15 protein-coding genes are annotated in these 25,569 nt (G+C 58.4%); 10 read left to right on the plus strand and 5 right to left on the minus strand.

Annotation, left to right across the window (positions count from 1 at the left end; all coding sequences use genetic code 11):
* Position 1: 1 nt before the first annotated feature.
* Positions 2 to 1,141, minus strand: a complete 1,140-nt coding sequence (locus tag BFG58_RS22535) for a polysaccharide export protein (RefSeq protein WP_008499413.1) — start codon at positions 1,139 to 1,141, stop codon at positions 2 to 4.
* 684 nt (positions 1,142 to 1,825) lie between these two features.
* Here BFG58_RS22535 and BFG58_RS22540 point away from each other — a divergent pair.
* Positions 1,826 to 3,409: a TerC family protein gene (locus tag BFG58_RS22540; RefSeq protein WP_069720613.1), complete on the plus strand. Its 1,584-nt coding sequence runs from the start codon at positions 1,826 to 1,828 to the stop codon at positions 3,407 to 3,409.
* A 75-nt stretch (positions 3,410 to 3,484) separates the two neighbouring features.
* Here BFG58_RS22540 and asmA read toward each other — a convergent pair whose 3' ends face one another.
* The 3 genes from asmA to udk all read right to left on the minus strand — a co-directional run bounded on the left by asmA (position 3,485) and on the right by udk (position 6,672).
* Complete coding sequence (gene asmA / locus BFG58_RS22545; protein ID WP_069720614.1) at positions 3,485 to 5,335, minus strand: outer membrane assembly protein AsmA; 1,851 nt, start codon at positions 5,333 to 5,335, stop codon at positions 3,485 to 3,487.
* Between the two features lie 22 nt (positions 5,336 to 5,357).
* On the minus strand, positions 5,358 to 5,939 hold the full coding sequence (dcd, locus tag BFG58_RS22550; RefSeq protein WP_024908111.1) for a dCTP deaminase: 582 nt from the start codon (positions 5,937 to 5,939) through the stop codon (positions 5,358 to 5,360).
* A gap of 91 nt (positions 5,940 to 6,030) precedes the next feature.
* On the minus strand, positions 6,031 to 6,672 hold the full coding sequence (udk, locus tag BFG58_RS22555; protein WP_008500855.1) for a uridine kinase: 642 nt from the start codon (positions 6,670 to 6,672) through the stop codon (positions 6,031 to 6,033).
* Positions 6,673 to 7,015: 343 nt separating this feature from the next.
* Between udk and BFG58_RS22560 the strand changes: the two genes are divergently transcribed.
* On the plus strand, positions 7,016 to 10,345 hold the full coding sequence (locus BFG58_RS22560) for a diguanylate cyclase (RefSeq protein ID WP_069720615.1): 3,330 nt from the start codon (positions 7,016 to 7,018) through the stop codon (positions 10,343 to 10,345).
* Here BFG58_RS22560 and alkA read toward each other — a convergent pair.
* Positions 10,304 to 11,182: a DNA-3-methyladenine glycosylase 2 gene (gene alkA, locus BFG58_RS22565; RefSeq protein ID WP_045908632.1), complete on the minus strand. Its 879-nt coding sequence runs from the start codon at positions 11,180 to 11,182 to the stop codon at positions 10,304 to 10,306. The genes BFG58_RS22560 and alkA overlap by 42 nt on opposite strands.
* 130 nt (positions 11,183 to 11,312) lie before the next feature.
* On the opposite strand from alkA, the gene yegD reads away from it, so the two are divergent.
* The 8 genes from yegD to yegQ all read left to right on the plus strand — a co-directional run bounded on the left by yegD (position 11,313) and on the right by yegQ (position 25,413).
* Positions 11,313 to 12,665: a molecular chaperone gene (gene yegD, locus BFG58_RS22570; RefSeq protein WP_069720616.1), complete on the plus strand. Its 1,353-nt coding sequence runs from the start codon at positions 11,313 to 11,315 to the stop codon at positions 12,663 to 12,665.
* Between the two features lie 280 nt (positions 12,666 to 12,945).
* Positions 12,946 to 14,148: an MdtA/MuxA family multidrug efflux RND transporter periplasmic adaptor subunit gene (locus BFG58_RS22575; protein ID WP_047747586.1), complete on the plus strand. Its 1,203-nt coding sequence runs from the start codon at positions 12,946 to 12,948 to the stop codon at positions 14,146 to 14,148.
* Positions 14,148 to 17,270 (plus strand): MdtB/MuxB family multidrug efflux RND transporter permease subunit, encoded by a 3,123-nt coding sequence (locus BFG58_RS22580; RefSeq protein ID WP_069720617.1) that lies wholly within the window; start codon positions 14,148 to 14,150, stop codon positions 17,268 to 17,270. Before BFG58_RS22575 ends, BFG58_RS22580 begins: the two co-directional genes overlap by 1 nt.
* Positions 17,271 to 20,348, plus strand: a complete 3,078-nt coding sequence (mdtC, locus tag BFG58_RS22585; RefSeq protein ID WP_069720618.1) for a multidrug efflux RND transporter permease subunit MdtC — start codon at positions 17,271 to 17,273, stop codon at positions 20,346 to 20,348.
* Positions 20,349 to 21,764, plus strand: coding sequence for an MFS transporter (locus tag BFG58_RS22590; protein ID WP_069720619.1), 1,416 nt, complete (start codon positions 20,349 to 20,351; stop codon positions 21,762 to 21,764).
* Positions 21,761 to 23,164 carry a two-component system sensor histidine kinase BaeS gene (gene baeS / locus BFG58_RS22595; RefSeq protein WP_039025016.1) on the plus strand — a complete coding sequence of 468 codons (1,404 nt, stop codon included), beginning with the start codon at positions 21,761 to 21,763 and terminating at the stop codon, positions 23,162 to 23,164. The genes BFG58_RS22590 and baeS overlap by 4 nt, the downstream gene beginning before the upstream one ends.
* Positions 23,161 to 23,883: a two-component system response regulator BaeR gene (baeR, locus tag BFG58_RS22600; protein WP_024908120.1), complete on the plus strand. Its 723-nt coding sequence runs from the start codon at positions 23,161 to 23,163 to the stop codon at positions 23,881 to 23,883. Before baeS ends, baeR begins: the two co-directional genes overlap by 4 nt.
* 168 nt (positions 23,884 to 24,051) lie before the next feature.
* Positions 24,052 to 25,413, plus strand: coding sequence for a tRNA 5-hydroxyuridine modification protein YegQ (yegQ, locus tag BFG58_RS22605; protein WP_008500866.1), 1,362 nt, complete (start codon positions 24,052 to 24,054; stop codon positions 25,411 to 25,413).
* The last annotated feature ends 156 nt before the right edge of the window (positions 25,414 to 25,569 follow it).

Consider the following 25,569-nt stretch of genomic DNA (forward strand, 5'->3'; position numbering starts at 1 on the left):
ATTACCAGGTATGAATGTCGCGCGCCGTATCCGTCATGTAGCGAACGCCACTGATGGTTGGCAGCAACTGGTTGATCAGACGGTTCCAGCGGGCAACCGGTGCGGTAGTGACATACACCACATCGTATGGCTGGAGACGGAACTCCGTCGCCATCACCAGAGAGGTCGCATCGGACATATCCAGCTGGTAGATGTTGGCAATCTTGCCTTTCGCACTGCCCTCACCTTTCAGCGGACGGATCACGAAGATGCCGGTCGCGTTAGAGGTCGTCAGATCGATACCCTCAGCATTGCCCAGCGCTTCGGTCAGCGTCATACCGCTGAAGTCCATCTTGAGGGTGCTTTGTTTCTTCACTTCACCCATCACGAAGACTTTGAGATCGTCATTGCGTGGTACATAGAGGATGTCGCCCGGGTAAAGCAGGCGGTTCTGGGTCAGATCGCCGTTTTGCATCAGCGCCTGAAGCGAAATGCGCTGCTCCTTCCCGTTGTGGGTCAGTACCACGTTGCGCCAGTCGGCGCCGTCGGTTAACCCGCCCGCGGCGTTAATGGCATCCAGCACGGTCAGAGGAACGTTGGTGATAGCCTGCTGACCGGATTTGTTCACCTGGCCGGAGATGTAGGCTTTTTGCGAGCGGAATGCGGCGATATTAACGTCCACCTGCGGGTCGGCGATGTACTGCGCTAAGCGGCCGGTAATATCACTACGGATCTCGGCAAGCGTTTTCCCTGCCACATGGACTTTACCAATGTAGGGATAGAACATGGTGCCATCTGACTGCACCCAGTTACCGGTGTCGCTTGAGCTACGGTACTGGCCCGCTGGCGTGGTCAGTTCGGGGTGGTCCCAGACGGTCACGTTAATGACGTCTCCTGGCCCTACGCGATACTGGTAGGACGCAATTTCCTGGTCCAGTGACATATTCGGCTGGGCAACGTTTGGACGTGGGCGTAATTGTTCGACCAGACGAGGCGTAAGTGGATAAACATTCACCATTTTGTCGAGATCAAAATCGGCATCCTGTTGCTTGATCACATCCTTGCCCATTGTTGACATATTGCTGCCGGGAAAGACAGTGCAACCGCTCATCAAGGTCACAGACACCAATAATGGCATCAATTTCATTTTGGAGTTCATCATTGATTATTTATCACTTTGGCAGAGTAATTATCCTGTGCAATTTAAATACGTGTGAATCTAAAATGCATTAAGAATGTAGCTAATTAAATAAAAATATAACTAGCATCATTCCTAAAAAAAACGTTATTTGGCCAGTCACTGTTGACAACGGAATCATGGCTCATCCACACACATCCAGGCACGCTACCGCCCTTGGCTTCCAGCTACCAATACGCTATAACACGATGAATTGCAGGCAAAAAATCGCCAGATTTTTTGCATTTGAAATAAATGGAGCATTCATAATACGCAGGCACTATTTCGTTAGTCGCTCAAAAAAAAACAACAACCAGTAACAGAAGATATCCTTTTTCAGGCTATTAATCTTGTAACAGCTAATCTCAAAACAGGCAAGAAAACGGGTTCCGAACACCAAATTTTAAGAATTTGTTTAGAAAAGCAGTTTATTTTTAAGAATTTCTTTATATTGACAGTGTTATCATTGAACACCTTTTAATGCGATATTTCTTAATTTTGTTATTTCAGATAAATACAGACTTTCTTGATGAATTAGACTTATTATTCCCGGTATTATTAATTTAATGATTATTGAGAGAAATCTCATACTGACATTGCAATTTCCCCCAGCTTTATCCATGATCGAATTGTGTCATTCGTCATGTTACAGAAGGTATTGCTACTACTATGGAATGGATTGCCGATCCCTCAATCTGGGCCGGGCTGGTTACGCTGGTCGTCATCGAGCTGGTGCTCGGGATTGATAATCTGGTTTTTATCGCCATCCTCGCTGAAAAACTGCCCCCTTCCCAGCGCGATCGCGCGCGCGTAACGGGGTTGCTGCTGGCGATGGTCATGAGGTTACTGCTGCTGGCCTCTATTTCCTGGCTGGTCACGCTCACTCAGCCTCTGTTCTCTATCCACGGTCTGAGCTTTAGCGCCCGCGATCTGATCATGCTCTTCGGCGGCCTGTTCCTGCTGTTCAAAGCCACCATAGAGCTCAACGAGCGGCTGGAAGGCAAAGACAGCGAGAACCCGACCCAGCGCCACGGAGCAAAATTCTGGCCGGTGGTCGCGCAAATCGTGGTGCTGGATGCGGTCTTCTCCCTGGACTCGGTGATCACTGCCGTCGGGATGGTGGACCATCTTGCGGTGATGATGGCCGCGGTCATTATTGCCATCACGCTGATGGTCATGGCCAGCAAGGCACTGACCCGTTTTGTGAACAGTCACCCCACCATCGTGATCCTCTGTCTGAGCTTCCTGCTGATGATTGGCTTTAGCCTGGTGGCCGACGGTTTTGGCTTCCATATTCCGAAAGGCTACCTGTATGCCGCCATCGGGTTCTCCGTCATGATTGAAGCGCTTAACCAGCTGGCGATATTCAACCGCCGCCGCTTCCTTTCCGCAAATCAGACGCTGCGTCAGCGTACGGCCGACACGGTCATGCGCCTGTTAAGCGGTAAGAAAGAGGATGCGGAGCTGGACGCCGAATCCTCCGCCATGCTGGCCGACCACAGTGACGGGCAGATCTTTGACCCGCAGGAACGACGGATGATTGAGCGAGTGCTCAATCTTAACCAGCGTACGGTCAGCAGCATTATGACGTCGCGGCATGATATAGAGCATATTGACCTGACGGCCCCGGAAGCGCACATTCGCGCCCTGCTGGATAAAAACCAGCACACACGCGTGGTGGTGACCGGCGGGGAAACGGAAGAAGAGCTGCTGGGCGTGGTGCACGTCATTGACCTGCTCCAGCAGCAGCTTCACGGCGAGCCGCTCAATCTCCGCGTCCTGGTTCGCCAGCCGCTGGTCTTCCCGGAGGGGCTGCCGTTGCTTTCCGCCCTTGAGCAGTTCCGTAACGCGCGGACCCACTTTGCCTTTGTGGTGGATGAGTTTGGTTCGGTGGAAGGACTGGTCACGCTCAGCGACGTGATGGAAACCATTGCCGGTAATCTGCCAAACGAGGTGGATGAGATTGATGCCCGCCACGACATTCAGAAAAACGCCGATGGCTCGTGGACGGCAAACGGCCATATGCCGCTGGAAGATCTGGTGCAATATGTCCCGCTGCCGCTGGATGAAAAGCGAGAATATCACACCATTGCCGGTTTGCTGATGGAGTATCTGCAGCGTATCCCGCAGCCGGGGGAAGAGGTTCAGGTAGGCGACTATCGGCTTAAAACGCTACAAATTGAAAACCATCGCGTGCAGAAGGTTCAGCTGATACCGCTGCGGGATGAGGAAGAACTGGATTTTGAGGTGTAAAAAAGTCGGGTGGCGCAACGGCGTCAGGCTTTTGTAGGCCGGGTAAGGCGAAGCCGCCACCCGGCGCAACAGGCATCACAGCTTATCCAGCAGCTTCTTCACATCCTTGCCGTCCTGCGAATCTTTATTACGATCCGCCCAGCCGCTCAGCCGACGTTTCGCTTCATCCTGCAGATGCTTACGCAGGATCTGATCCACCTGGAGGCTATAATTCAGAGCCTGCCATTTGCCGTATACGCTCAATGGGACCGGCGTCTCTTTCAGGAAGTCGATGAGCTTACTTTCTCCCTGCCAGCCGGAAAGTACCCGCACGTTAAAGCGCGTGTCCGCCGTCTCTTTGACCAGATCCAGCTTACCTTCGCCCGTCAATGATAAGAATGAAGAGGTACCCTGCATTCCGTCGAGAGAGAGTTGTCCGTTGTCCAGCGTCAGGTCCGTGGTGAAGCTGTCGAGTCGCGTAGCGCTGTCGTAGTTCTCCTGGGCTTTCACATCGCTGCTGCGCTCTACCGCCTGCTGCACCAGCTGCTGGAAATTGAGCCCTTCCATATGGGAGTTTTTCAGATCAAGATGCGCCTGTCCCTGCCACTCGCGGCGGAACGCCTCGGCATCAATTTTCGAGCCCGAGAAGTCCCCCGCCAGCGTCAACTGCCCCGTCAGGGATATCGGGTAGTTAAACGCGTTCAGGATGGTCCCTATCTCAACGTTATCGAGACGCGGCTGGAATTCGGCGCTGGCAACGTCTTTACGGACATCCAGCGTGCCGGGCAGCGAGAGGTGCCCTGCGCCCATCTTGCCACTCAGTTCGGAGATCACCAGCAAACCGTTATGGTTAAACATCTGGCTGCTCACGTCGGTAAAGTCCATGCCGCGCCAGCGCAGGCTATTGGCTTTCAGCAGAATATCCGCCGTGAATCCGCGCAGGGCGTTATAGTCAGGCTGATCGAGATTCGACGAAATAACCGGGCGTGATACCGCTGCCTGGCTTTGCCCCGTCTGCGCCGCATTGCTGTCCGTGGCGCTGGCTGGCAGAGGCGGCAACAGATTTTCCAGGTTGAGTTTGTCAAACTGCAGATTCAGCACCCACTTCGGCTTTTCTTCGAGCGTGACGCTGGCCTGCCCTTTCAGACTACTGTCATTTGCCTGCAGGTTGAGGTTATCCAGCTCCAGCTGTTTTTGTTCCTCGCGCCATACGGCCTGCAGCGTCCCCTGCCCGGCGATCCCCTGGGTGGGAAGATCGGCCCCCGTCAGCTGCCAGTCCAGCTGCTGAATGTCGGCGGTGAGCTGGTGCGGATAGTCTGACGCGTTAACGCTGGCATTCAGCGACAGGGTCAGATCGCGCTGATCGCGGTTCACGCGCCCGCTGAATTCCACCGACGCAATATGGTGTGCATCCTGTTCCATCTGCAGGTTAATGTTGCGAACGGTGACCTGCTCTTCGTGCTCATGCTGGAAAACCAGTACGCTATCGGCCACTTTCAGTTTGCCAATATCAAAGGACCAGCCTGTATCAGACGGTTCATCAGGCAGAGTGTTTTCGCGCGGTGCCACCGGCGCGTTAGCATCACGCACGGCCTCGGTTTGCGGGGTGAGCTGAATCACCGCGCCTTTCAGCATCACCTGATTCACCTGCAGCTGATGGGAAATGAGCGGGATTAGCGCCACATCAAGGCGCATGTTGTCTGCGGAAACCAGCGGCTGGGATGCCCCCGGCGCCGTGAGCGACATGCGGCCAGAGAGAATACTGAGCTGAGGCCAGACGTGCCAGCGCAGCGGCCCATCAAGCTTCAGTTGATAACCACTGCGTGCCTCGACCTGCCGCACCATGTAAGCGCGGAAGTCATTGGGGTTAACCAGCAGAACCAACGCCGAAAGGCCAGCCACCAGCACCACCAGCAAAATCATCAGCGTTGTCAGAACTCTTCTCATGGCATCCTCAATGGACTAACGATCAGTCTTTATCAATACGGCTGGCAACCGCACCCTGCTGGTCGCGATATTTTGCGTCCTGGCGGCGGTTATACGGCCTGTCTGCCGGGCCTGACAGCGGTTCAAAACTCAACGCGCCGATCATCATGCCCGGACGAAGCGCCAGCGGCAATTTACCGGCATTGAAGAATTCCAGCACGATACGTCCTGACCAGCCTGGATCGATACGGTGCGCGGTCACGTGTACCATCAGCCCCAGTCGCGCCAGCGAAGAGCGGCCATCAAGCCAGCCGACGAGGTCCGCAGGCAGGGTGACGGATTCAAATGTGACCGCCAGCGCCAGTTCACCCGGATGCAGATAAAAGGCTTCGCCGTCGTCGATAACGATTTCATCACTCATCACGCGATCGAGCGCGGCGCTGACTTCGTCCTTCGGACCGCTGAGGTCGATGAACGGTGCGGTATGGCCGCTAAAGGTGCGGAATTTATTCCCCAACCGGACATCAACGGTCACCCCATTGATACGCTCAACAGGTGGACGCGGGGTAATAGACAAACGGCCTTCATCCAGCCAGGCTTCTATATCGCGATCACAAAGACGCACGCCTCTTTCTCCTTTCATGCAACGTACCCTGAGTCGGTAAGCGCTCAGGGTAAAACCAGGTTATCTCTGAACGGTACACAATTCACGCGGCTTATTCAAAAAACTGGCTGATTTTCGCTTTTAAGATATCAATCGCAATGCGGTTTTTACCCCCGCGCGGCACGATAATATCGGCGTATTGTTTGGAGGGTTCAATAAACTGCAGGAACATTGGGCGGACCGTTTTCTGGTATTGCGCCATCACGGAGTCCATTGAACGGCCGCGTTCATTAACGTCACGCTTGATGCGGCGCATCAGGCAGATATCCAGCGGGGTATCGACGAAAATCGAGAAGTTCATGGATTCACGCAGGCGGGCATCGGTCAGCAGCAGGATGCCTTCAAGGATAATGACCTTTTTCGGCTCGATGCGGATCGTTTCCTGGGTACGGGTATGTTCGACATAACTGTAAACGGGCAGTTCAATCGCCTGGCCGCTCTTAAGCGCTTCTAAATGCTGGAACAGCAGGCTGTGATCCATTGCATTGGGGTGGTCATAGTTCGTTTTAACGCGCTCTTCCATCGACAGATGGGATTGATCTTTGTAATAGCTGTCTTCGGGAATGACGCCGATATGCTCATCACCTACTTGTTCACGCAGTTCGCGATAAAGCGTACTGGCAATTAGACTTTTACCTGAAGCCGATGCGCCGGCGATGCCTATAATGACGCACTGATGAGACTTATCAGTCATAAATTTAGCGACCTGATTAACCTGGATGTTAAGGAAGGACGACGCCGGAGCGTCAAACGCGGCAATTATAGGGATTTCGCGGGCGTGATACCAGTCGAATGCACAGGTTCTGCGAGACTGGCCGAAAAGTGACAACTTATTCCCTGAATGAAATTTAAATGACCATTTTTTCACCGTTTCACCGTTTTTTTTAACGGAGTAAGTATTTAATAAGTCTGTGGTGTCAAATTCTGAGCGGTCACCATATGAATTGTAAATTGTTTGTACTAGCATAAACCAAATTATCAAATTCACGCGTTCGGACATCTTCCCTGACGGCATGGCGTCTCTGGATAAAGCGGTAATGAATAAACAATACCAGCGGGTTTTGGTGACTACCCCACATCCTTTAACACGACTTGTCTGTCTGGGCCTGGTCACCTTTATCTTTACCTTATTTTCGCTGGAACTCACCCGTTTCGGCACCCTGCTGGCTCCGCTCTGGTTCCCCACCGCCATTATGATGGTGGCGTTTTACCGCCATGCCGGAAAAATGTGGCCGGGCATTGCCCTGGCCTGCTCGTTCGGTAATGTTCTGGCCTCGTGGATGCTGTTCTCCTGGGGATCGGTCAGCCTCATCTATCCTTCGATCAACATCATTGAGGCCGCTATCGGTGCGCTGTTTCTGCGCAAATGGCTCCCATGGTACAACCCGCTGCAGAATCTGAACGACTGGATCCGCGTGGCCATCGGCAGCGCGCTGGTGCCGCCGCTGGTGGGCGGTATTCTGGTGACCCTGCTGGCCCCCGGCCCAGAGCCCCTGCGTAATTTCTTCGTCTGGGTATTGTCAGAAGCGATTGGCGCGCTGGCGCTGGTGCCGCTAGGGCTGTTGTTTAAGCCGCATTATCTGCTGCGCCACCGCGATCCGCGGTTGCTTCTGGAAACGCTGACCACGCTGGCCGTGACGTTAGCCCTCAGCTGGGCAGCCATCACCTGGCTGCCGTGGCCCTTCACCTGCGTGATCGTTCTGCTGATGTGGAGCGCTGTGCGCCTGCCGAGGATGGAAGCGTTCATGGTGTTTCTGGTCACCGTGATGGTGGTGTCGCTGATGATTGCCCGCAACCCTCTGGCGCTGACCACCCAGCACGCCGGGCCGATGCTGAACGCCCCCTGGCTGCCGTTCCTGATGCTGCTCCTGCCCGCTAACGTTATGACCATGGTGATGTACGCCTTCCGCGCCGAGCGCAAACACATCACCGAAAGCGAAGAGCGTTTTCGTAACGCAATGGAATATTCTGCCATCGGTATGGCGCTGGTCAGCATCGAAGGAAAATGGCTTCAGGCGAACAAGGCGCTGTGCAATTTCCTCGGCTACAGCCAGACGGAGCTCCAGTCGCTGACCTTCCAGCAGCTCACCTGGCCGGAAGATCTGAATACCGACCTGGAGCAGCTCGAACAGCTCATTAACGGCGACATCAATACCTATACCCTCGAGAAGCGCTATTACACGCGCGATGGAGAAGTGGTCTGGGCGCTTCTTGCCGTCTCCGTGGTGCGCCATGCCGACGGCTCGCCGCTCTATTTTATCGCCCAGATTGAAGACATTAACGACCTGAAGCAGACCGAGTGGGTCAATAAACGCCTGATGGAGCGCATCACCCTGGCAAACGAAGCAGGGGGCATCGGCATCTGGGAGTGGGATCTGGAACCCGACGTTATCAGCTGGGATAAGCGGATGTTTGAACTGTATGAAATTCCGCCGCACATCAAGCCCACCTGGCAGCTCTGGCACGACACGATGCTGCCGGAAGATCGCGCCCACGCAGAGAAGGTGCTGCGGGACTCTCTGATTTCCCGTCTGCCGTTTAAGCTGGAATTCCGCATTCGCGTGAAGGAAGGCGTGCGTCATATTCGCTCCCTGGCGAACCGGGTGCTCAATAAGCAGGGGGAAGTCGAACGGTTGCTCGGTATCAACATGGACATGACCGAGGTTAAGCAGCTTAACGAGGCGCTTTTCCAGGAAAAAGAGCGTCTGCACATTACCCTCGACTCCATCGGTGAAGCAGTGCTGTGCACCGATATCAACATGAACGTCACCTTTATGAACCCGGTCGCCGAGAAAATGAGCGGCTGGCTGCAGACCGAAGCTATTGGTCAGCCGATCCTGAAGGTGTTACACATCACCTTTGGTGAAAAAGGGCCGCTGATGGAGAATATTCACAGCGGCGATATGTCCCGTTCCGATATCGATCAGGACGTGGTGCTGAACTGCCGTACCGGCGGCAATTTTGATATCCACTACAGCATTACGCCGCTCAGCACGCTGGATGGACAGAATATCGGCTCGGTGATCGTGATTCAGGACGTGACCGAGTCGCGCAAAATGCTGCGCCAGCTCAGCTACAGCGCTTCCCACGATGCCCTGACCCATCTGGCTAACCGGGTCAGCTTCGAAAATCATCTTAAACGGCTCCTGCAGACCGTTCGCGAAACGCGCCAGCGTCATGCCCTGGTGTTTATCGACCTCGATCGCTTCAAAGCCGTCAATGACACGGCTGGCCACGCCGCGGGCGATGCCCTGCTGCGGGAACTGGCTTCCCTGATGTTAACCATGCTCCGCTCCAGCGACGTGCTGGCGCGTCTGGGCGGGGACGAGTTCGGGTTACTTTTACCGGACTGCAATCTGGAAAGCGCGCGCTATATCGCCGGTCGCCTGATTCATGCCATCAACGACTATCACTTTATGTGGGAAGGCCGCCTGCACCGGATCGGCGCCAGCGCCGGCATCACGCTGATTGATGAAAATAACCATCAGGCGTCGGAGATCATGTCGCAGGCGGACATTGCCTGTTACGCCTCAAAAAACAGCGGACGTGGCATGGTGACGGTGTATGAACCCCAGCAGGAGCGGGATCACCACACGCGCAGCATGATGTCGCTTGATGAACAGTGGCACATGATTAAAGACAATCATCTGATGATGATTGCCCGCAGCGTCGCCTCACCGCGCATCCCTGAGAGCAGTAATTTCTGGCTGCTGTCGTTACGCCTGTGGACCAGCCAGGGCGAAGTTCAGGAAGAGCATGCCTTCCGCTCGGGCCTGGCGGAACCAGAGCTTCTGCACGCCCTCGACAGGCGGATCTTTAGCGAGTTTTTCCGCACCTCAGCCGCCCAGATCGCCAGTAAAGGCATGGGGGTGGCGCTGCCGCTCTCGGAGGCCGGTTTAGCCAGCGTGACGCTGGTCGATGAACTGCTCGACCTGCTGGATAAAAGCCCGATGCCGGGCCGTCTGCTGCATCTGGTTATCTCTGTCGATGTGGTGTGCAATCCGGATAAGAACCTGCATCGGGGTCTGCAAAAGCTCCGTCAGGCGGGCTGCCGCGTGATCTTCAGCCAGGTGGGACGCGATATGAACGTCTTTACCCACCTGACCGCGAACATGGCCGACTATCTGATGCTGGATGCGGAGGTGGTAACCAACGTGTACGGCAATCTGATGGATGAGATGATGGTGACCATTGTTCAGGGCCACGCCCAGCGTCTGGGAATGAAAACCATTGCAGGCCCCTGTAACCAGCCCATCATGATGGATACGCTCTCCGGTATCGGCATCGATTTTATCTTTGGTGACACCATCGCTGAGCCGCAGCCATTAGATCTTCTTCTCAATACCAGTTATTTCGCGATCAACTGACGGTGCCCAGCCGTCGGTATACCAGATATGCAGCAGCGCATAGGAGCGCCACGGCTTCCAGCGTTCGGCATAGCGACGAATTTGCGCGGGCGTCATTCCGGCGAAGCGTTGTTTAATCAGGTAATCATCCGGCAGAAACACATCTTTCGCCTGCCAGCCGCGCAGGGCCAGATAATTTGCCGTCCAGCGCCCTATCCCCGGCCGCTGCTGTAGCGCCTTCATCCCCTCTTCTATATTCGCGGGCGGGAAAAGCGGAAATGTTCCGTCGATAACCGACTGCGCCAGATGAATCAGCGACTCCGCGCGCTTTACCGGCATGCCCAACGCTTTCAGCGCCAGCGGGTCCACTGCCGCCAGCGCCTGCGGCGTGGGGAAGCAGAGATAGCCCGGGCAATCCGCCACGGGTTCACCGCATAACGCCACCACGCGTGACGCCAGCTTCGCCGCCATCGCCACGCTCACCAGCTGCCCGAGAATCGCCCGGACGCCCTGCTCGTAAGCATCCATCGCTCCCGGCAAACGTAAGCCCGGCCTTGCAGCACCGAGATCGCCCAGCGTCTCTGCGATGTGCTGCGGATTGCAGGCAAGATCGAACAGGCGTTCGATGCGCTCAAGGCACGGCTGCGCAACCGGAATTAACCCCGGGCTGAGGGTCACGACCAGCGTGTGGGTTGCGATATCCGGCGTCACGCGGAAGATCCCCTGATGTCCCTCGCAGGCAAAACTGCGCTCGTAGTAGTCGGGCGTGACGGTTTCAATGCCCGTCACCGCACGCGCGCCAAGAAAGCCAAACATCCACTGCCAGTCGTAAGGGGGAAGCCAGTTCAGGGTGTACATCATCTCTCCTTTTGGGTTCTTCACAGCATAAACGGAAAGGTCCTGTTTCGCCTTGCTTTCATATTCCTGTTGTCGCCATGCGGACATTTCGTTAAAGTCTCGCCCCTTCTCACCGGCATGGGGATTCATCGTGTTTATTGGATTTGACTACGGTACGGCAAACTGCTCGGTTGCGATTATGCAAAACGGGCAGCCACGGCTCCTGAAAATGGAAAAAGAGAGCACGCTACTGCCGTCAATGCTCTGCGCACCGACGCGTGAAGCGGTGAGCGAATGGCTGTTCCGCCACCATCAGGTTCCGGCTTCGGCGGCGGAAACCCAGGCGCTGTTACGCCGTGCCGTCAGCTTCAACCGCGAGGAAGATATCGACGTTACGCCGTCCAGCGTGCAGTTCGGCCTCTCCTCGCTCGGACACTACATTGAAGACCCCGAAGAGGTCTATTTCGTTAAGTCGCCAAAATCCTTCCTCGGCGCCAGCGGCCTGAAGCCGCAGCAGGTCGCGCTGTTCGAAGACCTGGTGTGTGCGATGATGCTGCACATCCGCAACCAGGCGCAGACGCAGGTCCCAGAGGCGATTACCCAGGCGGTGATTGGCCGTCCGATCAACTTCCAGGGGCTGGGCGGCGACGAGGCCAACCAGCAGGCGCAGGGGATCCTGGAACGCGCAGCGCACCGCGCAGGCTTCCGCGACGTGGTATTCCAGTATGAACCCGTTGCCGCAGGGCTGGACTTCGAAGCCACGCTGACGGAAGAGAAGCGCGTATTAGTCGTGGACATCGGCGGGGGCACGACGGACTGCTCGCTGCTGCTGATGGGCCCCCAGTGGCATAACCGTCGCGATCGTGAAAACAGCCTGCTGGGACACAGCGGCTGCCGCGTAGGCGGGAACGATCTTGACATCGCCCTGGCATTCAAGAGCCTGATGCCGCTGCTCGGCATGGGCGGGCAAACGGAAAAAGGCATCGCGCTGCCGATCCTGCCGTGGTGGAACGCGATTGCCATCAACGACGTGCCGGCACAGAGTGATTTTTACAGCACCGCCAACGGCCGCTTCCTTAACGATCTGGTGCGTGATGCCCAGGATGGCGAAAAAGTCGCCCTGCTCTATAAAGTGTGGCGTCAGCGCCTCAGCTACCGCGTGGTGCGTACGGCGGAAGAGAGCAAAATCGCCCTTTCCGACCGCGCTGAGCATGCGGTCTCCCTGCCGTTTATCAGTGACGAACTGGCCACCGCCATTTCGCAGGAGGGGCTGGAGACGGCGCTCGCTCAGCCGCTGCAGCGCATTCTGGAACAGGTGCAGCTCGCGCTGGAGAACGGCAACGAGAAGCCGGATGTGATTTACCTGACCGGCGGTAGCGCCCGTTCGCCGCTGATCAAGAAAGCGCTGGCCGAACAGCTGCCGGGTATTCCGATTGCAGGTGGCGATGACTTTGGTTCCGTTACCGCTGGTCTGGCACGCTGGGCGCAGGTGATGTTTAGCTAGTGCGGTTGTGCCGGGTGGCGGCTTCGCCTTACCCGGCCTACAAAACGTGTGTTGTTGTGGTGCGGTCTGGTGCTATCTCCCACAAAACACCAAAAACGGCAACTTCCGTTGCCGTTCGCATTTACCTTGTAGGCCGGGTAAGCGAAGCGTCACCCGGCTAAAAAGAGCTCCACACTCAGACCATTCCTGACAGTCTTCCATATTTCCTCCATTTTTCCGCTGTGTTGCCTGACTAAACTAGTATCATTCCCCGAAGTATTCAGGATGAGAACGTATAACGATGAAAGGCAGTAACAAATCCCGCTGGGCAATCGCCGCTGGCATCATTGTGGTGGCCCTTGCCGCCGCCTGGTACTGGCACAGCCAATCCGCGAACTCCGCCGCACCTGCCGGTGCCACCAGCCAGGCTCAGCGCCCCACGGGCGGAGGGCGTCATGGAATGCGCGGCGGCGCCCTGGCGCCGGTTCAGGCGGCGACGGCGGTGAATAAAGCCGTTCCTCGCTATCTCACAGGTCTCGGGACCATTACCGCCGCCAACACCGCCACGGTGCGCAGCCGCGTCGACGGCCAGCTCATCGCGATCCACTTCCAGGAAGGTCAGCAGGTTAAGGCTGGTGACCTGTTGGCGGAAATCGACCCGAGCCAGTTTAAGGTCGCCCTCGCCCAGGCGCAGGGACAGCTTGCGAAAGACAACGCGACCCTCGCCAACGCCCGGCGCGATTTAGCCCGCTACCAGCAACTGGTGAAAACGAATCTGGTGTCCCGTCAGGAGCTGGATACCCAGCAGTCGCTGGTCAGAGAAACGCAGGGCACCATCAAAGCCGACGAAGCCGCCGTGGCCAGCGCCCAACTGCAGCTGGACTGGAGCCGCATCACCGCGCCGATTGACGGACGCGTCGGCCTGAAGCAGGTCGATATCGGCAACCAAATCTCCAGCGGCGACACCACGGGCATCGTGGTGATCACCCAGACCCACCCGATTGATTTAGTCTTTACCCTGCCGGAAAGCGATATCGCGACCGTCATGCAGGCGCAAAAAGCCGGTAAAGGCCTGGTCGTGGAAGCCTGGGACCGCACCAACAAGCAGAAACTGAGTGAAGGGTCTCTGCTCAGTCTGGATAACCAGATCGACACCACCACCGGCACCATCAAGCTGAAGGCGCGCTTTAATAACCAGGACGATGCCCTCTTCCCGAACCAGTTCGTCAATGCGCGCATGCTGGTCGCGACCGAAGAGAACGCGGTGGTGATCCCCACCGCTGCGCTGCAGATGGGTAATGAAGGTAACTTCGTCTGGGTGCTTAACAGCGACAATAAAGTCAGCAAGCACCTCGTAAAAACCGGAATTCAGGACAGCCAGACGGTGGTCATCAGCGCCGGACTTTCCGCAGGCGACCGCGTGGTCACCGACGGCATTGACCGTCTGACCGAAGGGGCCAAAGTGGAAGTGGTTGAACCTGCGAAACAGGGAGCGACCTCCTGATGCAGGTGCTGCCGCCGGGCTCTACAGGTGGGCCTTCACGCCTGTTTATCCTCCGTCCTGTCGCCACCACGCTGCTGATGGTGGCGATCCTGCTCGCCGGGATTATCGGCTATCGCTTCCTGCCCGTCTCGGCGCTGCCGGAGGTGGATTATCCAACCATTCAGGTTGTCACTCTCTATCCCGGGGCCAGCCCGGACGTGGTGACGTCCGCCATTACCGCCCCTCTGGAGCGCCAGTTCGGCCAGATGTCGGGGCTAAAACAGATGTCCTCCCAGAGTTCTGGCGGGGCATCCGTGGTGACGCTGCAGTTCCAGTTGACGCTGTCACTGGACGTCGCCGAGCAGGAGGTGCAGGCCGCCATCAACGCCGCCACCAACCTGCTGCCGTCAGACCTGCCTAACCCGCCGGTCTACAGCAAGGTGAACCCGGCGGATCCGCCGATCATGACGCTTGCCGTCACCTCCTCCGCCATGCCGATGACCCAGGTCGAAGACATGGTCGAAACGCGCGTGGCGCAGAAGATTTCTCAGGTCTCCGGCGTTGGCCTCGTCACCCTCGCGGGCGGCCAGCGCCCGGCGGTGCGCGTCAAGCTGAACGCGCAGGCCATTGCCGCGCTGGGGCTCACCAGCGAAACCATCCGCAGCGCCATCAGCAACGCGAACGTCAACTCGGCGAAGGGCTCGCTGGACGGCCCAACCCGCGCCGTGACGCTCTCCGCCAACGACCAGATGCAGTCCGCCGACGAATATCGTCAGCTGATTATCGCCTACCAGAACGGCGCGCCAGTGCGTCTGGGCGACGTGGCGACCGTAGAACAAGGCGCGGAGAACAGCTGGCTGGGGGCATGGGCCAACAAGCAGCAGGCGATCGTGATGAACGTGCAACGCCAGCCGGGTGCCAACATCATCGAAACCGCCGACAGCATCCGCACCATGCTGCCGCAGTTGATCGAAAGCCTGCCGAAATCGGTCAGCGTGAAGGTGCTTTCCGACCGTACCACCAACATTCGCGCGTCGGTCACCGACACCCAGTTCGAGCTGATGCTGGCGATTGCACTGGTGGTGATGATCATTTATCTGTTCCTGCGCAACGTTCCGGCGACCATTATTCCCGCCGTCGCCGTACCGCTCTCGCTGGTCGGCACGTTTGCCGTCATGGTGTTCCTCGATTTTTCGATCAACAACCTGACGCTGATGGCGCTCACCATCGCCACCGGGTTCGTGGTGGATGACGCTATCGTCGTTATTGAGAACATCTCGCGCTATATCGAGAAAGGCGAAAAACCGCTGGCCGCGGCGCTGAAAGGCGCGGGCGAGATCGGCTTTACCATTATCTCGCTGACCTTCTCGCTGATTGCGGTGCTGATCCCGCTGCTGTTTATGGGCGATATCGTCGGGCGGCTGTTCCGCGAGTTTGCCGTGACGCTGGCGGTCGCCATTCTGATCTCCGCGGTTGTGTCGCTGACCCTGACGCCGATGATGTGCGCCCGCATGCTGAGCCACGAGTCCCTGCGCAAGCAAAACCGCTTCTCGCGCGCCTCCGAGCGCATGTTCGAGCGGATTATTGCAGCCTACGGTCGCGTGCTGGCGAAAGTCCTCAACCACCCGTGGGCCACGCTCGGCGTGGCGCTCGGCACGCTGGCGCTCAGCGTGATGCTGTGGATTTTCATTCCGAAAGGCTTCTTCCCCATCCAGGACAACGGCATTATTCAGGGCACGCTTCAGGTGCCGCAGTCGGTCTCATTCGCCAATATGGCCCAGCGCCAGCAGCAGGTGTCTGAGATTGTTATGAAAGATCCGGCGGTCGAGAGCCTGACGTCCTACGTGGGCGTCGACGGCACCAACCCGTCGCTCAACAGCGCGCGTCTGCAGATCAACCTTAAGCCGCTGGATGAGCGCGACGATCGCGTCAACGCCGTCATTGAGCGGCTGCAAAACGCCGTGGCCCGCGTGCCGGGCGTTGAGCTTTACCTGCAGCCGATTCAGGATTTGACCATCGATACCCAGGTCAGCCGCACGCAGTACCAGTTCACGCTGCAGGCCACCTCGCTGGACGCGCTCAGCACCTGGGTGCCGCAGCTGGTGGATAAACTCAAAACCCTGCCGCACCTCTCGGACGTCAGCAGCGACTGGCAGGACAAGGGCCTGGCGGCGTATGTGAACGTCAACCGCGATGCCGCCAGCCGTCTGGGTATTACCATGGCGGACGTGGATAACGCCCTGTATAACGCGTTTGGGCAGCGCCTGATCTCCACCATCTACACCCAGGCTAACCAGTACCGCGTGGTGCTGGAGCACAACACCGAAAATACGCCCGGCCTGGCGGGGCTGGACTCGGTGCGCCTGACCAGCAAAGATGGCGGCATTGTGCCGCTGAGCGCTATCGCCACGGTGGAAGAACGCTATACCCCGCTGTCGATTAACCATCTGGATCAGTTCCCGTCCACCACCATCTCCTTTAACGTGCCGGACAATTACTCTCTGGGTGAAGCGGTGGAGGCCATTCAGGCGGCTGAAAGAGACCTCAGCTTCCCGTCCGACATTCAGACCCAGTTCCAGGGCAGCACCCTGGCGTTCCAGGCTGCGCTGGGCAACACCATCTGGCTGATCGTGGCGGCGGTCGTGGCGATGTACATCGTGCTCGGCGTGCTGTACGAAAGCTTTATCCACCCGATCACCATCCTTTCTACCCTGCCGACGGCGGGCGTTGGGGCACTGCTGGCATTAATGCTGGCGGGCAGCGAACTGGACGTGATTGCCATCATCGGCATTATCCTGCTTATCGGGATCGTGAAGAAAAACGCCATCATGATGATCGACTTTGCCCTGGCCGCCGAGCGCGAGCAGGGCATGTCGCCGCGCGATGCGATTTTCCAGGCCTGCCTGCTGCGTTTTCGTCCCATCCTGATGACCACGCTGGCCGCCCTGCTGGGCGCGCTGCCGCTGATGCTGAGCACCGGCGTCGGCGCGGAGCTGCGCCGTCCGCTGGGTATCGGCATGGTCGGCGGTCTGCTGGTGAGCCAGGTGCTGACGCTGTTCACCACACCGGTGATCTACCTGCTGTTTGACCGCCTGGCGCTGTGGACCAAAAGCCGCTTCCCGAAACGTGAAGAGGAGGCATAAGTGAAGTTTTTCGCCCTCTTCATTTATCGCCCGGTGGCGACGATTTTAATCTCGCTCGCCATTACCCTCTGCGGCGTGCTGGGCTTCCGGTTGCTGCCGGTGGCACCGCTGCCGCAGGTGGATTTCCCGGTGATCATGGTCAGCGCCTCGCTGCCTGGCGCCTCGCCGGAAACCATGGCCTCGTCCGTTGCCACGCCGCTGGAGCGTTCGCTCGGGCGGATTGCGGGGGTCAACGAGATGACCTCCAGCAGCTCGCTGGGCAGCACGCGCATCATTCTGGAGTTCAGCTTCGACCGGGATATCAACGGCGCGGCGCGCGACGTGCAGGCGGCCATTAACGCCGCACAGAGCCTGCTGCCGAGCGGGATGCCGAGCCGTCCGACCTACCGCAAGGCCAACCCGTCCGACGCGCCGATCATGATCCTGACGCTGACCTCGGATACGTACTCGCAGGGGCAGCTGTACGACTTTGCGTCTACCCAGCTGGCGCAGACAATCTCACAAATTAACGGCGTCGGCGACGTGAGCGTCGGTGGGAGTTCCCTGCCCGCCGTGCGCGTGGGGTTAAACCCGCAGGCGCTGTTTAACCAGGGCGTGTCGCTGGATGACGTGCGCTCCGCCATCAGCAACGCCAACGTGCGTAAACCGCAGGGGGCGATTGAGGATAACAGCCACCGCTGGCAGATCCATACCAACGACGAGCTGAAAACCGCGGCGGAATTTCAACCGCTCATCATCCACTATAATAACGGCGCGGCGGTGCGATTAAGCGACGTGGCCAGCGTCACCGACTCGGTGCAGGACGTGCGCAACGCCGGGATGACCAACGCCAAACCGGCGATTTTGCTGATGATCCGCAAGCTGCCGGAGGCCAACATTATTGAGACGGTGAACAGCATTCGCGCCCGTCTTCCGGACCTGCAGGAGACCATCCCGGCAGCAATCGATCTGCAAATTGCCCAGGATCGCTCCCCGACCATTCGCGCCTCGCTGGAAGAGGTCGAGCAAACGCTGGTGATCTCCGTTGCGCTGGTGATCCTGGTGGTCTTCCTGTTCCTGCGCTCTGGCCGCGCGACGCTGATCCCGGCGGTGGCCGTGCCGGTCTCGCTGATCGGTACCTTTGCCGCCATGTATCTGTGCGGGTTTAGCCTCAACAACCTGTCGCTGATGGCCCTGACGATTGCGACGGGCTTCGTGGTGGATGACGCCATCGTGGTGCTGGAGAACATCTCCCGCCATCTGGAAGCGGGCGTGAAGCCGCTGCAGGCTGCGTTGCAGGGCACGCGCGAGGTGGGGTTTACGGTGCTCTCCATGAGCCTGTCGCTGGTGGCGGTGTTCCTGCCGCTGCTGCTGATGGGCGGGCTGCCGGGCCGGTTGCTGCGCGAGTTTGCCGTCACCCTCTCCGTCGCGATCGGCATTTCGCTGGCGATCTCCCTAACGCTGACGCCAATGATGTGCGGCTGGATGCTCAAGCGCAGCAAACCGCACTCGCAGCCGCGCCGCAAAGGCTTTGGCCGTTTCCTGATGGCAATGCAGGAAGGCTACGGTAAATCGCTGAAGTGGGTGCTGAACCATACGCGTCTGGTCGGCCTGGTGCTGATCGGCACCATCGTGCTCAACGTGTGGATGTATATCACCATCCCGAAAACTTTCTTCCCGGAGCAGGACACCGGCGTGCTGATGGGCGGCATTCAGGCGGACCAGAGTATTTCTTTCCAGGCCATGCGCGGCAAGCTGCAGGACTTTATGAAGATCATTCGTGAAGACAAAGCCGTGGATAACGTCACCGGCTTTACCGGCGGGTCGCGCGTCAACAGCGGGATGATGTTTATTACCCTCAAACCGCGCGGCGAGCGCAACGAAACCGCCCAGCAGGTGATTGACCGCCTGCGGGTGAAGCTCGCCAAAGAGCCGGGGGCAAACCTGTTTTTGATGGCCGTTCAGGATATCCGCGTCGGCGGGCGACAGGCGAACGCCAGCTATCAGTACACAATACTCTCGGACGATTTGGCCGCCCTGCGCGAGTGGGAGCCGAAGATCCGCAAGGCGCTGGCCGCCCTTCCCCAACTGGCGGACGTAAACTCCGATCAGCAGGACAACGGCGCCGAGATGGCCCTGACCTACGACCGTGAAACCATGTCGCGGCTGGGCATCAACGTTGAAGCCGCCAATAGCCTGCTGAACAACGCCTTCGGCCAGCGCGAGATCTCCACCATCTACCAGCCGATGAACCAGTATAAGGTGGTGATGGAAGTTGACCCGCGCTACACCCAGGACATCAGCGCCCTGGACAAAATGTTTGTGATTAACAACGACGGCAAGGCGATTCCGCTCTCCTACTTCGCCAGCTGGCAGCCTGCCAACGCGCCGCTGTCGGTGAACCATCAGGGGCTGTCGGCAGCATCGACCATCTCCTTTAACCTGCCCGCCGGTTCGTCACTGTCTGAGGCCAGCGATGCAATCAACCGCGCGATGACCCAGCTTGGTGTGCCGTCCACCGTGCGCGGCAGCTTTGCCGGGACCGCGCAGGTATTCCAGGAGACGATGAACTCGCAGGTGATTTTGATTCTGGCCGCCATCGCCACGGTCTATATTGTGCTGGGCGTGCTGTATGAGAGCTACGTGCACCCGCTGACCATCCTCTCGACGCTGCCGTCGGCGGGCGTGGGGGCACTGCTGGCGCTGGAGCTGTTCGGCGCACCGTTCAGCCTTATCGCGCTTATCGGGATCATGCTGCTGATCGGCATCGTGAAGAAAAACGCCATCATGATGGTGGACTTCGCGCTGGACGCCCAGCGCAACGGCAACCTCTCGCCGGAAGAGGCCATCTTCCAGGCCTGCCTGCTGCGCTTCCGTCCGATCATGATGACCACCCTGGCGGCGCTGTTTGGCGCGCTGCCGCTGGTGATCTCGGGCGGCGACGGCTCAGAGCTGCGCCAGCCGCTGGGGATCACCATTGTCGGCGGCCTGGTGATGAGCCAACTGCTGACGCTGTACACCACGCCGGTGGTCTATCTGTTCTTCGACCGCCTGCGGCTGCGCTTTTCGCGTAAAAACAGAGAAACGGTAAACGGGTAAATGACTGAGCTTCCCAGCAACGTTCGCTGGCAATTATGGATAGTCGCCTTCGGCTTCTTTATGCAGTCGCTGGATACGACCATCGTCAACACCGCCCTCCCCTCCATGGCGAAAAGCCTGAGGGAGAGCCCGCTGCATATGCACATGGTGATTGTCTCCTACGTGCTGACCGTTGCCGTGATGCTGCCCGCCAGCGGCTGGCTGGCCGATAAGGTCGGCGTGCGGAATATCTTCTTTACCGCCATCGTGCTGTTTACCACCGGCTCGCTGTTTTGCGCGCAGGCCAATACCCTCGACCAGCTGGTCATGGCGCGCGTGCTGCAGGGCATCGGCGGGGCGATGATGGTGCCCGTCGGGCGGTTAACGGTGATGAAGATTGTGCCGCGCGAGCAGTACATGGCCGCGATGACCTTTGTCACCCTGCCCGGTCAGGTGGGACCGCTGCTGGGCCCGGCGCTGGGCGGCATGCTGGTGGAGTACGCCTCCTGGCACTGGATCTTCTTAATCAACCTCCCGGTAGGCATCATCGGCGCGATGGCCACCCTGACGCTGATGCCGAACTACAAAATGCAGACCCGGCGCTTTGATTTCTTCGGTTTTATCCTGCTGGCGGCGGGTATGGCCACGCTTACCCTGGCGCTCGACGGGCAAAAAGGACTGGGGATTTCGCCCCTGACGCTCGAGCTCCTGATCGCGCTCGGTGTTACCGCCATACTGTGGTATCTGTGGCACGCCAGAGGAAACGACAAGGCGCTGTTCAGCCTGGCGTTGTTTAAAAACCCCACTTACCGTCTGGGCCTGTCTGGCAGCTTCGCCGGACGCATCGGCAGCGGGATGCTGCCGTTTATGACGCCCGTTTTTCTGCAAATTGGCATGGGTTTTTCGCCATTCCACGCGGGCCTGATGATGATCCCGATGGTGCTCGGCAGCATGGGAATGAAGCGCATTGTGGTGCAGGTGGTGAACCGCTTTGGTTACCGACACGTGCTGGTGGCCGCCACGCTGGGGCTGGCGCTGGTCAGTCTGCTGTTTATGGCCGTGGCGCTGATGGGCTGGTACTACGTCCTGCCGCTGGTGCTGTTCTGCCAGGGGATCATCAACTCCATGCGCTTCTCGTCGATGAATACCCTGACGCTAAAAGACCTGCCGGACGATCTGGCGAGCAGCGGCAACAGCCTGCTGTCGATGGTGATGCAGCTCTCCATGAGCGTGGGCGTGACTATTGCGGGGTTACTGCTCGGCATGTACGGTCAGCACCACCTCAGCGTCGACACGCCGGTGGCGCATCAGGTCTTTATGTATACCTACCTCAGCATGGCGATCATTATCGCCCTGCCCGCTTTCATCTTCGCCAGAGTGCCGGATGATACCAGCAAGAACGTCGTCATCAGGCGCGGCAAAAGGAGTGGCTCATGAAATTCTGGCGTCCGGGTATTACCGGCAAGCTCTTTGTAGCGATCTTCGCCACCTGTATCGTCCTGCTGATCACCATGCACTGGGCGGTGCGGGTCAGCTTCGAACGCGGCTTTATTGATTACATCAAGCATGGCAATGAGCAGCGTTTGCAGGGCTTAAGTGATGCACTGAGTGAACAGTACGCCCAGCACGGCAACTGGCGTTTTCTGCGCAACAATGATCGCTTTATTTTCCAGATCCTGCGCTCGCTGGAGCACGATACCGGTGACGATCGTCCGGGCCCGGGTATGCCGCCGCACGGCTGGCGCACCCAGTTCTGGGTAATCGACCAGGATATGCGCCCCCTGGTTGGCCCGCGCGCGCCGATACCGCCGGACGGCACCCGGCGGGCGATTAAAGTGAATAACGCCACCGTTGGCTGGGTGATCGCCTCCCCGGTGGAGCGCCTGACGCGCAACACCGACATCAACTTTGACCGCCAGCAGCGTCGGACAAGCTGGCTGATTGTCGCGCTCTCCACGCTGCTCGCCGCGCTCGCCACCTTCCCGCTGGCACGCGGTCTGCTCGCCCCGGTGAAACGCCTGGTGGAAGGCACGCACAAGCTCGCCGCCGGGGATTTCACTACTCGCGTCGATACCCGCAGCCAGGACGAACTGGGCAAGCTGGCGCAGGACTTTAACCAGCTCGCCAGCACGCTTGAGAAAAACCAGCAGATGCGCCGCGACTTTATGGCCGATATTTCACACGAGCTGCGTACGCCGCTGGCGGTGCTGCGCGGCGAGCTCGAGGCCATTCAGGACGGCGTGCGCCAGTTTACGCCCGAATCGGTGGCTTCCCTGCAGGCGGAGGTGGGCACGCTCACCAAGCTGGTGGACGATCTCCACCAGCTCTCCATGTCGGACGAAGGCGCACTGGCCTACCAGAAGGCGCCCGTAGACGTCATTAACGTGCTGGAAGTAGCGAGCGGCGCCTTCCGCGAACGCTTTGCCAGTCGCAACCTGAAAATCGACCTCTCCCTGCCGGACAGCGCGGTGGTGTTTGGCGACAAAGATCGGCTGATGCAGCTGTTCAACAACCTGCTGGAAAACAGCCTGCGCTATACCGACAGCGGCGGCGGGCTGCTGATTTCCGGCAGACAGGAAAACGGGCGCTTTGCCCTTACCTTCGCGGATTCCGCACCCGGCGTGCAGGACGCGCAGCTGGAAAAACTGTTTGAACGTTTTTACCGTACCGAAGGCTCCCGCAATCGCGCCAGCGGCGGATCCGGTCTGGGGCTGGCGATTTGCGTTAACATCGTCGAGGCGCATAATGGCACGATCCGCGCCGCCCATTCGCCTTTTGGCGGGGTTAGCATTACAGTAGAGTTACCTCTGGAACGGGATTTATCGAGAGAAGTATGACCGAGTTACCGATTGACGAAAACACGCCGCGCATTTTGATCGTCGAAGACGAACCCAAGCTGGGACAGCTGCTGATCGACTATTTACGCGCGGCCAGCTATGCCCCGTCACTGATCAGCCACGGCGACCAGGTGCTGCCGTACGTGCGCCAAACCCCGCCGGACCTGATCCTGCTGGATCTGATGCTTCCCGGGACCGATGGCCTGACCCTGTGCCGGGAAATTCGCCGCTTCTCCGACGTACCGATCGTCATGGTCACCGCCAAAATTGAAGAGATCGACCGCCTGCTGGGGCTCGAAATCGGCGCGGACGACTATATCTGCAAGCCCTACAGTCCGCGCGAGGTGGTTGCCCGCGTGAAAACCATTCTGCGCCGCTGCAGGCCGCAGCGCGAGCTTCAGGTGCTGGACGCCGAAAGCCCGCTGATTGTCGACGAAAGCCGCTTCCAGGCGAGCTGGCGCAGCAAGCTGCTGGACCTGACGCCAGCGGAGTTCCGCCTGCTGAAAACTCTCTCCCACGAGCCGGGAAAAGTCTTCTCCCGCGAACAGCTGCTGAACCACCTGTACGACGATTACCGTGTGGTGACCGACCGCACCATCGACAGCCACATTAAAAACCTGCGCCGCAAGCTGGAGGCGCTGGACGCCGAACAGTCGTTTATCCGCGCGGTGTATGGCGTGGGGTATCGCTGGGAAGCGGATGCGTGCAGGATAGCCTAGCCAGCAGAGGGTCAATCCAGGCCGGGTAAGGCGAAGCCGCCGCCCGGCACAATAACTTTACCTCCCTGCCCCGCAGCGCTACAATGCCCGCCCTTAAAGTGGGGGATCTCCCCTTACCGCTGCACCTGGTGCACGCGGATCTGACCTGTCATCAGAACGAGAACAAACATGTTTAAACCGGAACTCCTTTCCCCGGCGGGAACGCTGCAAAATATGCGTTACGCTTTCGCCTATGGTGCCGACGCCGTTTACGCGGGCCAGCCGCGCTACTCGCTGCGCGTACGTAATAACGAATTCAACCACGAGAACCTGCAGCTCGGCATCAACGAGGCGCACGCTCTGGGTAAAAAATTCTACGTGGTGGTCAACATCGCGCCACACAACGCCAAGCTGAAAACGTTCATCCGTGACCTGAAGCCGGTGGTGGATATGGGACCGGACGCGCTGATCATGTCGGACCCGGGTTTAATCATGCTGGTTCGGGAGAATTTCCCGGAGATGGATATCCACCTCTCCGTACAAGCTAACGCCGTCAACTGGGCAACGGTGAAGTTCTGGAAGCAGATGGGGCTGACCCGCGTCATCCTGTCTCGCGAGCTTTCGCTGGAAGAGATCGAAGAGATCCGCACTCAGGTGCCGGATATGGAAATCGAAATCTTCGTTCACGGCGCGCTGTGCATGGCCTATTCCGGCCGCTGCCTGCTTTCTGGCTACATCAACAAGCGCGACCCGAACCAGGGCACCTGCACCAACGCCTGCCGCTGGGAATATAACGTCCAGGAAGGCAAAGAGGATGACATCGGCAACATCGTCCACAAGCATGAACCGATCCCGGTGACCAACGTTGAGCCGACGCTGGGCATCGGCGCGCCAACCGACAGCGTGTTTATGATTGAAGAAGCCAAACGTCCGGGCGAGTACATGACCGCCTTTGAAGACGAGCACGGCACCTACATCATGAACTCGAAAGATCTGCGTGCCATCGCCCACGTCGAGCGCCTGACCCAGATGGGCGTGCACTCCCTGAAGATTGAAGGCCGCACCAAATCCTATTACTACTGCGCGCGTACCGCGCAGGTATACCGCAAAGCCATCGACGATGCGGCCGCCGGTAAACCGTTCGATACCAGCCTGCTGGAAACTCTGGAAGGCCTGGCGCATCGCGGCTATACCGAAGGCTTCCTGCGCCGTCATACCCACGACGACTACCAGAACTACGAGCACGGCTACTCCGTATCCGAGCGCCAGCAGTTTGTCGGTGACTTCACCGGCGAGCGCAAAGGCGCGCTGGCGGCCGTCGCGGTGAAAAACAAGTTCACCAAAGGCGACAGCCTGGAGCTGATGACCCCGCAGGGCAACATGAACTTTACGCTGGAGCATCTGGAAAACGGCAAGGGCGAAGCGATTGAGGTCGCGCCGGGTGACGGGCATACCGTCTGGCTGCCGGTTCCGGAAGAGGTGGAGCTGAAGTTCGCGCTGCTGATGCGTAACTTCAACGGTGAAAGCACCCGTAACCCACACGGCAAATAGTCAATCAGGGAAATTTTTTCGCGCTGGGATAATTCTTAGAATCGGATCACATACCGCTTCGTTCAATACGGGTATTATCCCCCCGCTGAAAAACATAACCCATAAATGCTAGCTGTACCAGGAACCACCTCCTTAGCCTGCGTAATCTCCCTTACG

The sequence above is a fragment of the Enterobacter sp. ku-bf2 genome (assembly GCF_001742765.1).
In the GTDB taxonomy this organism is placed as follows: domain Bacteria; phylum Pseudomonadota; class Gammaproteobacteria; order Enterobacterales; family Enterobacteriaceae; genus Enterobacter; species Enterobacter quasiroggenkampii.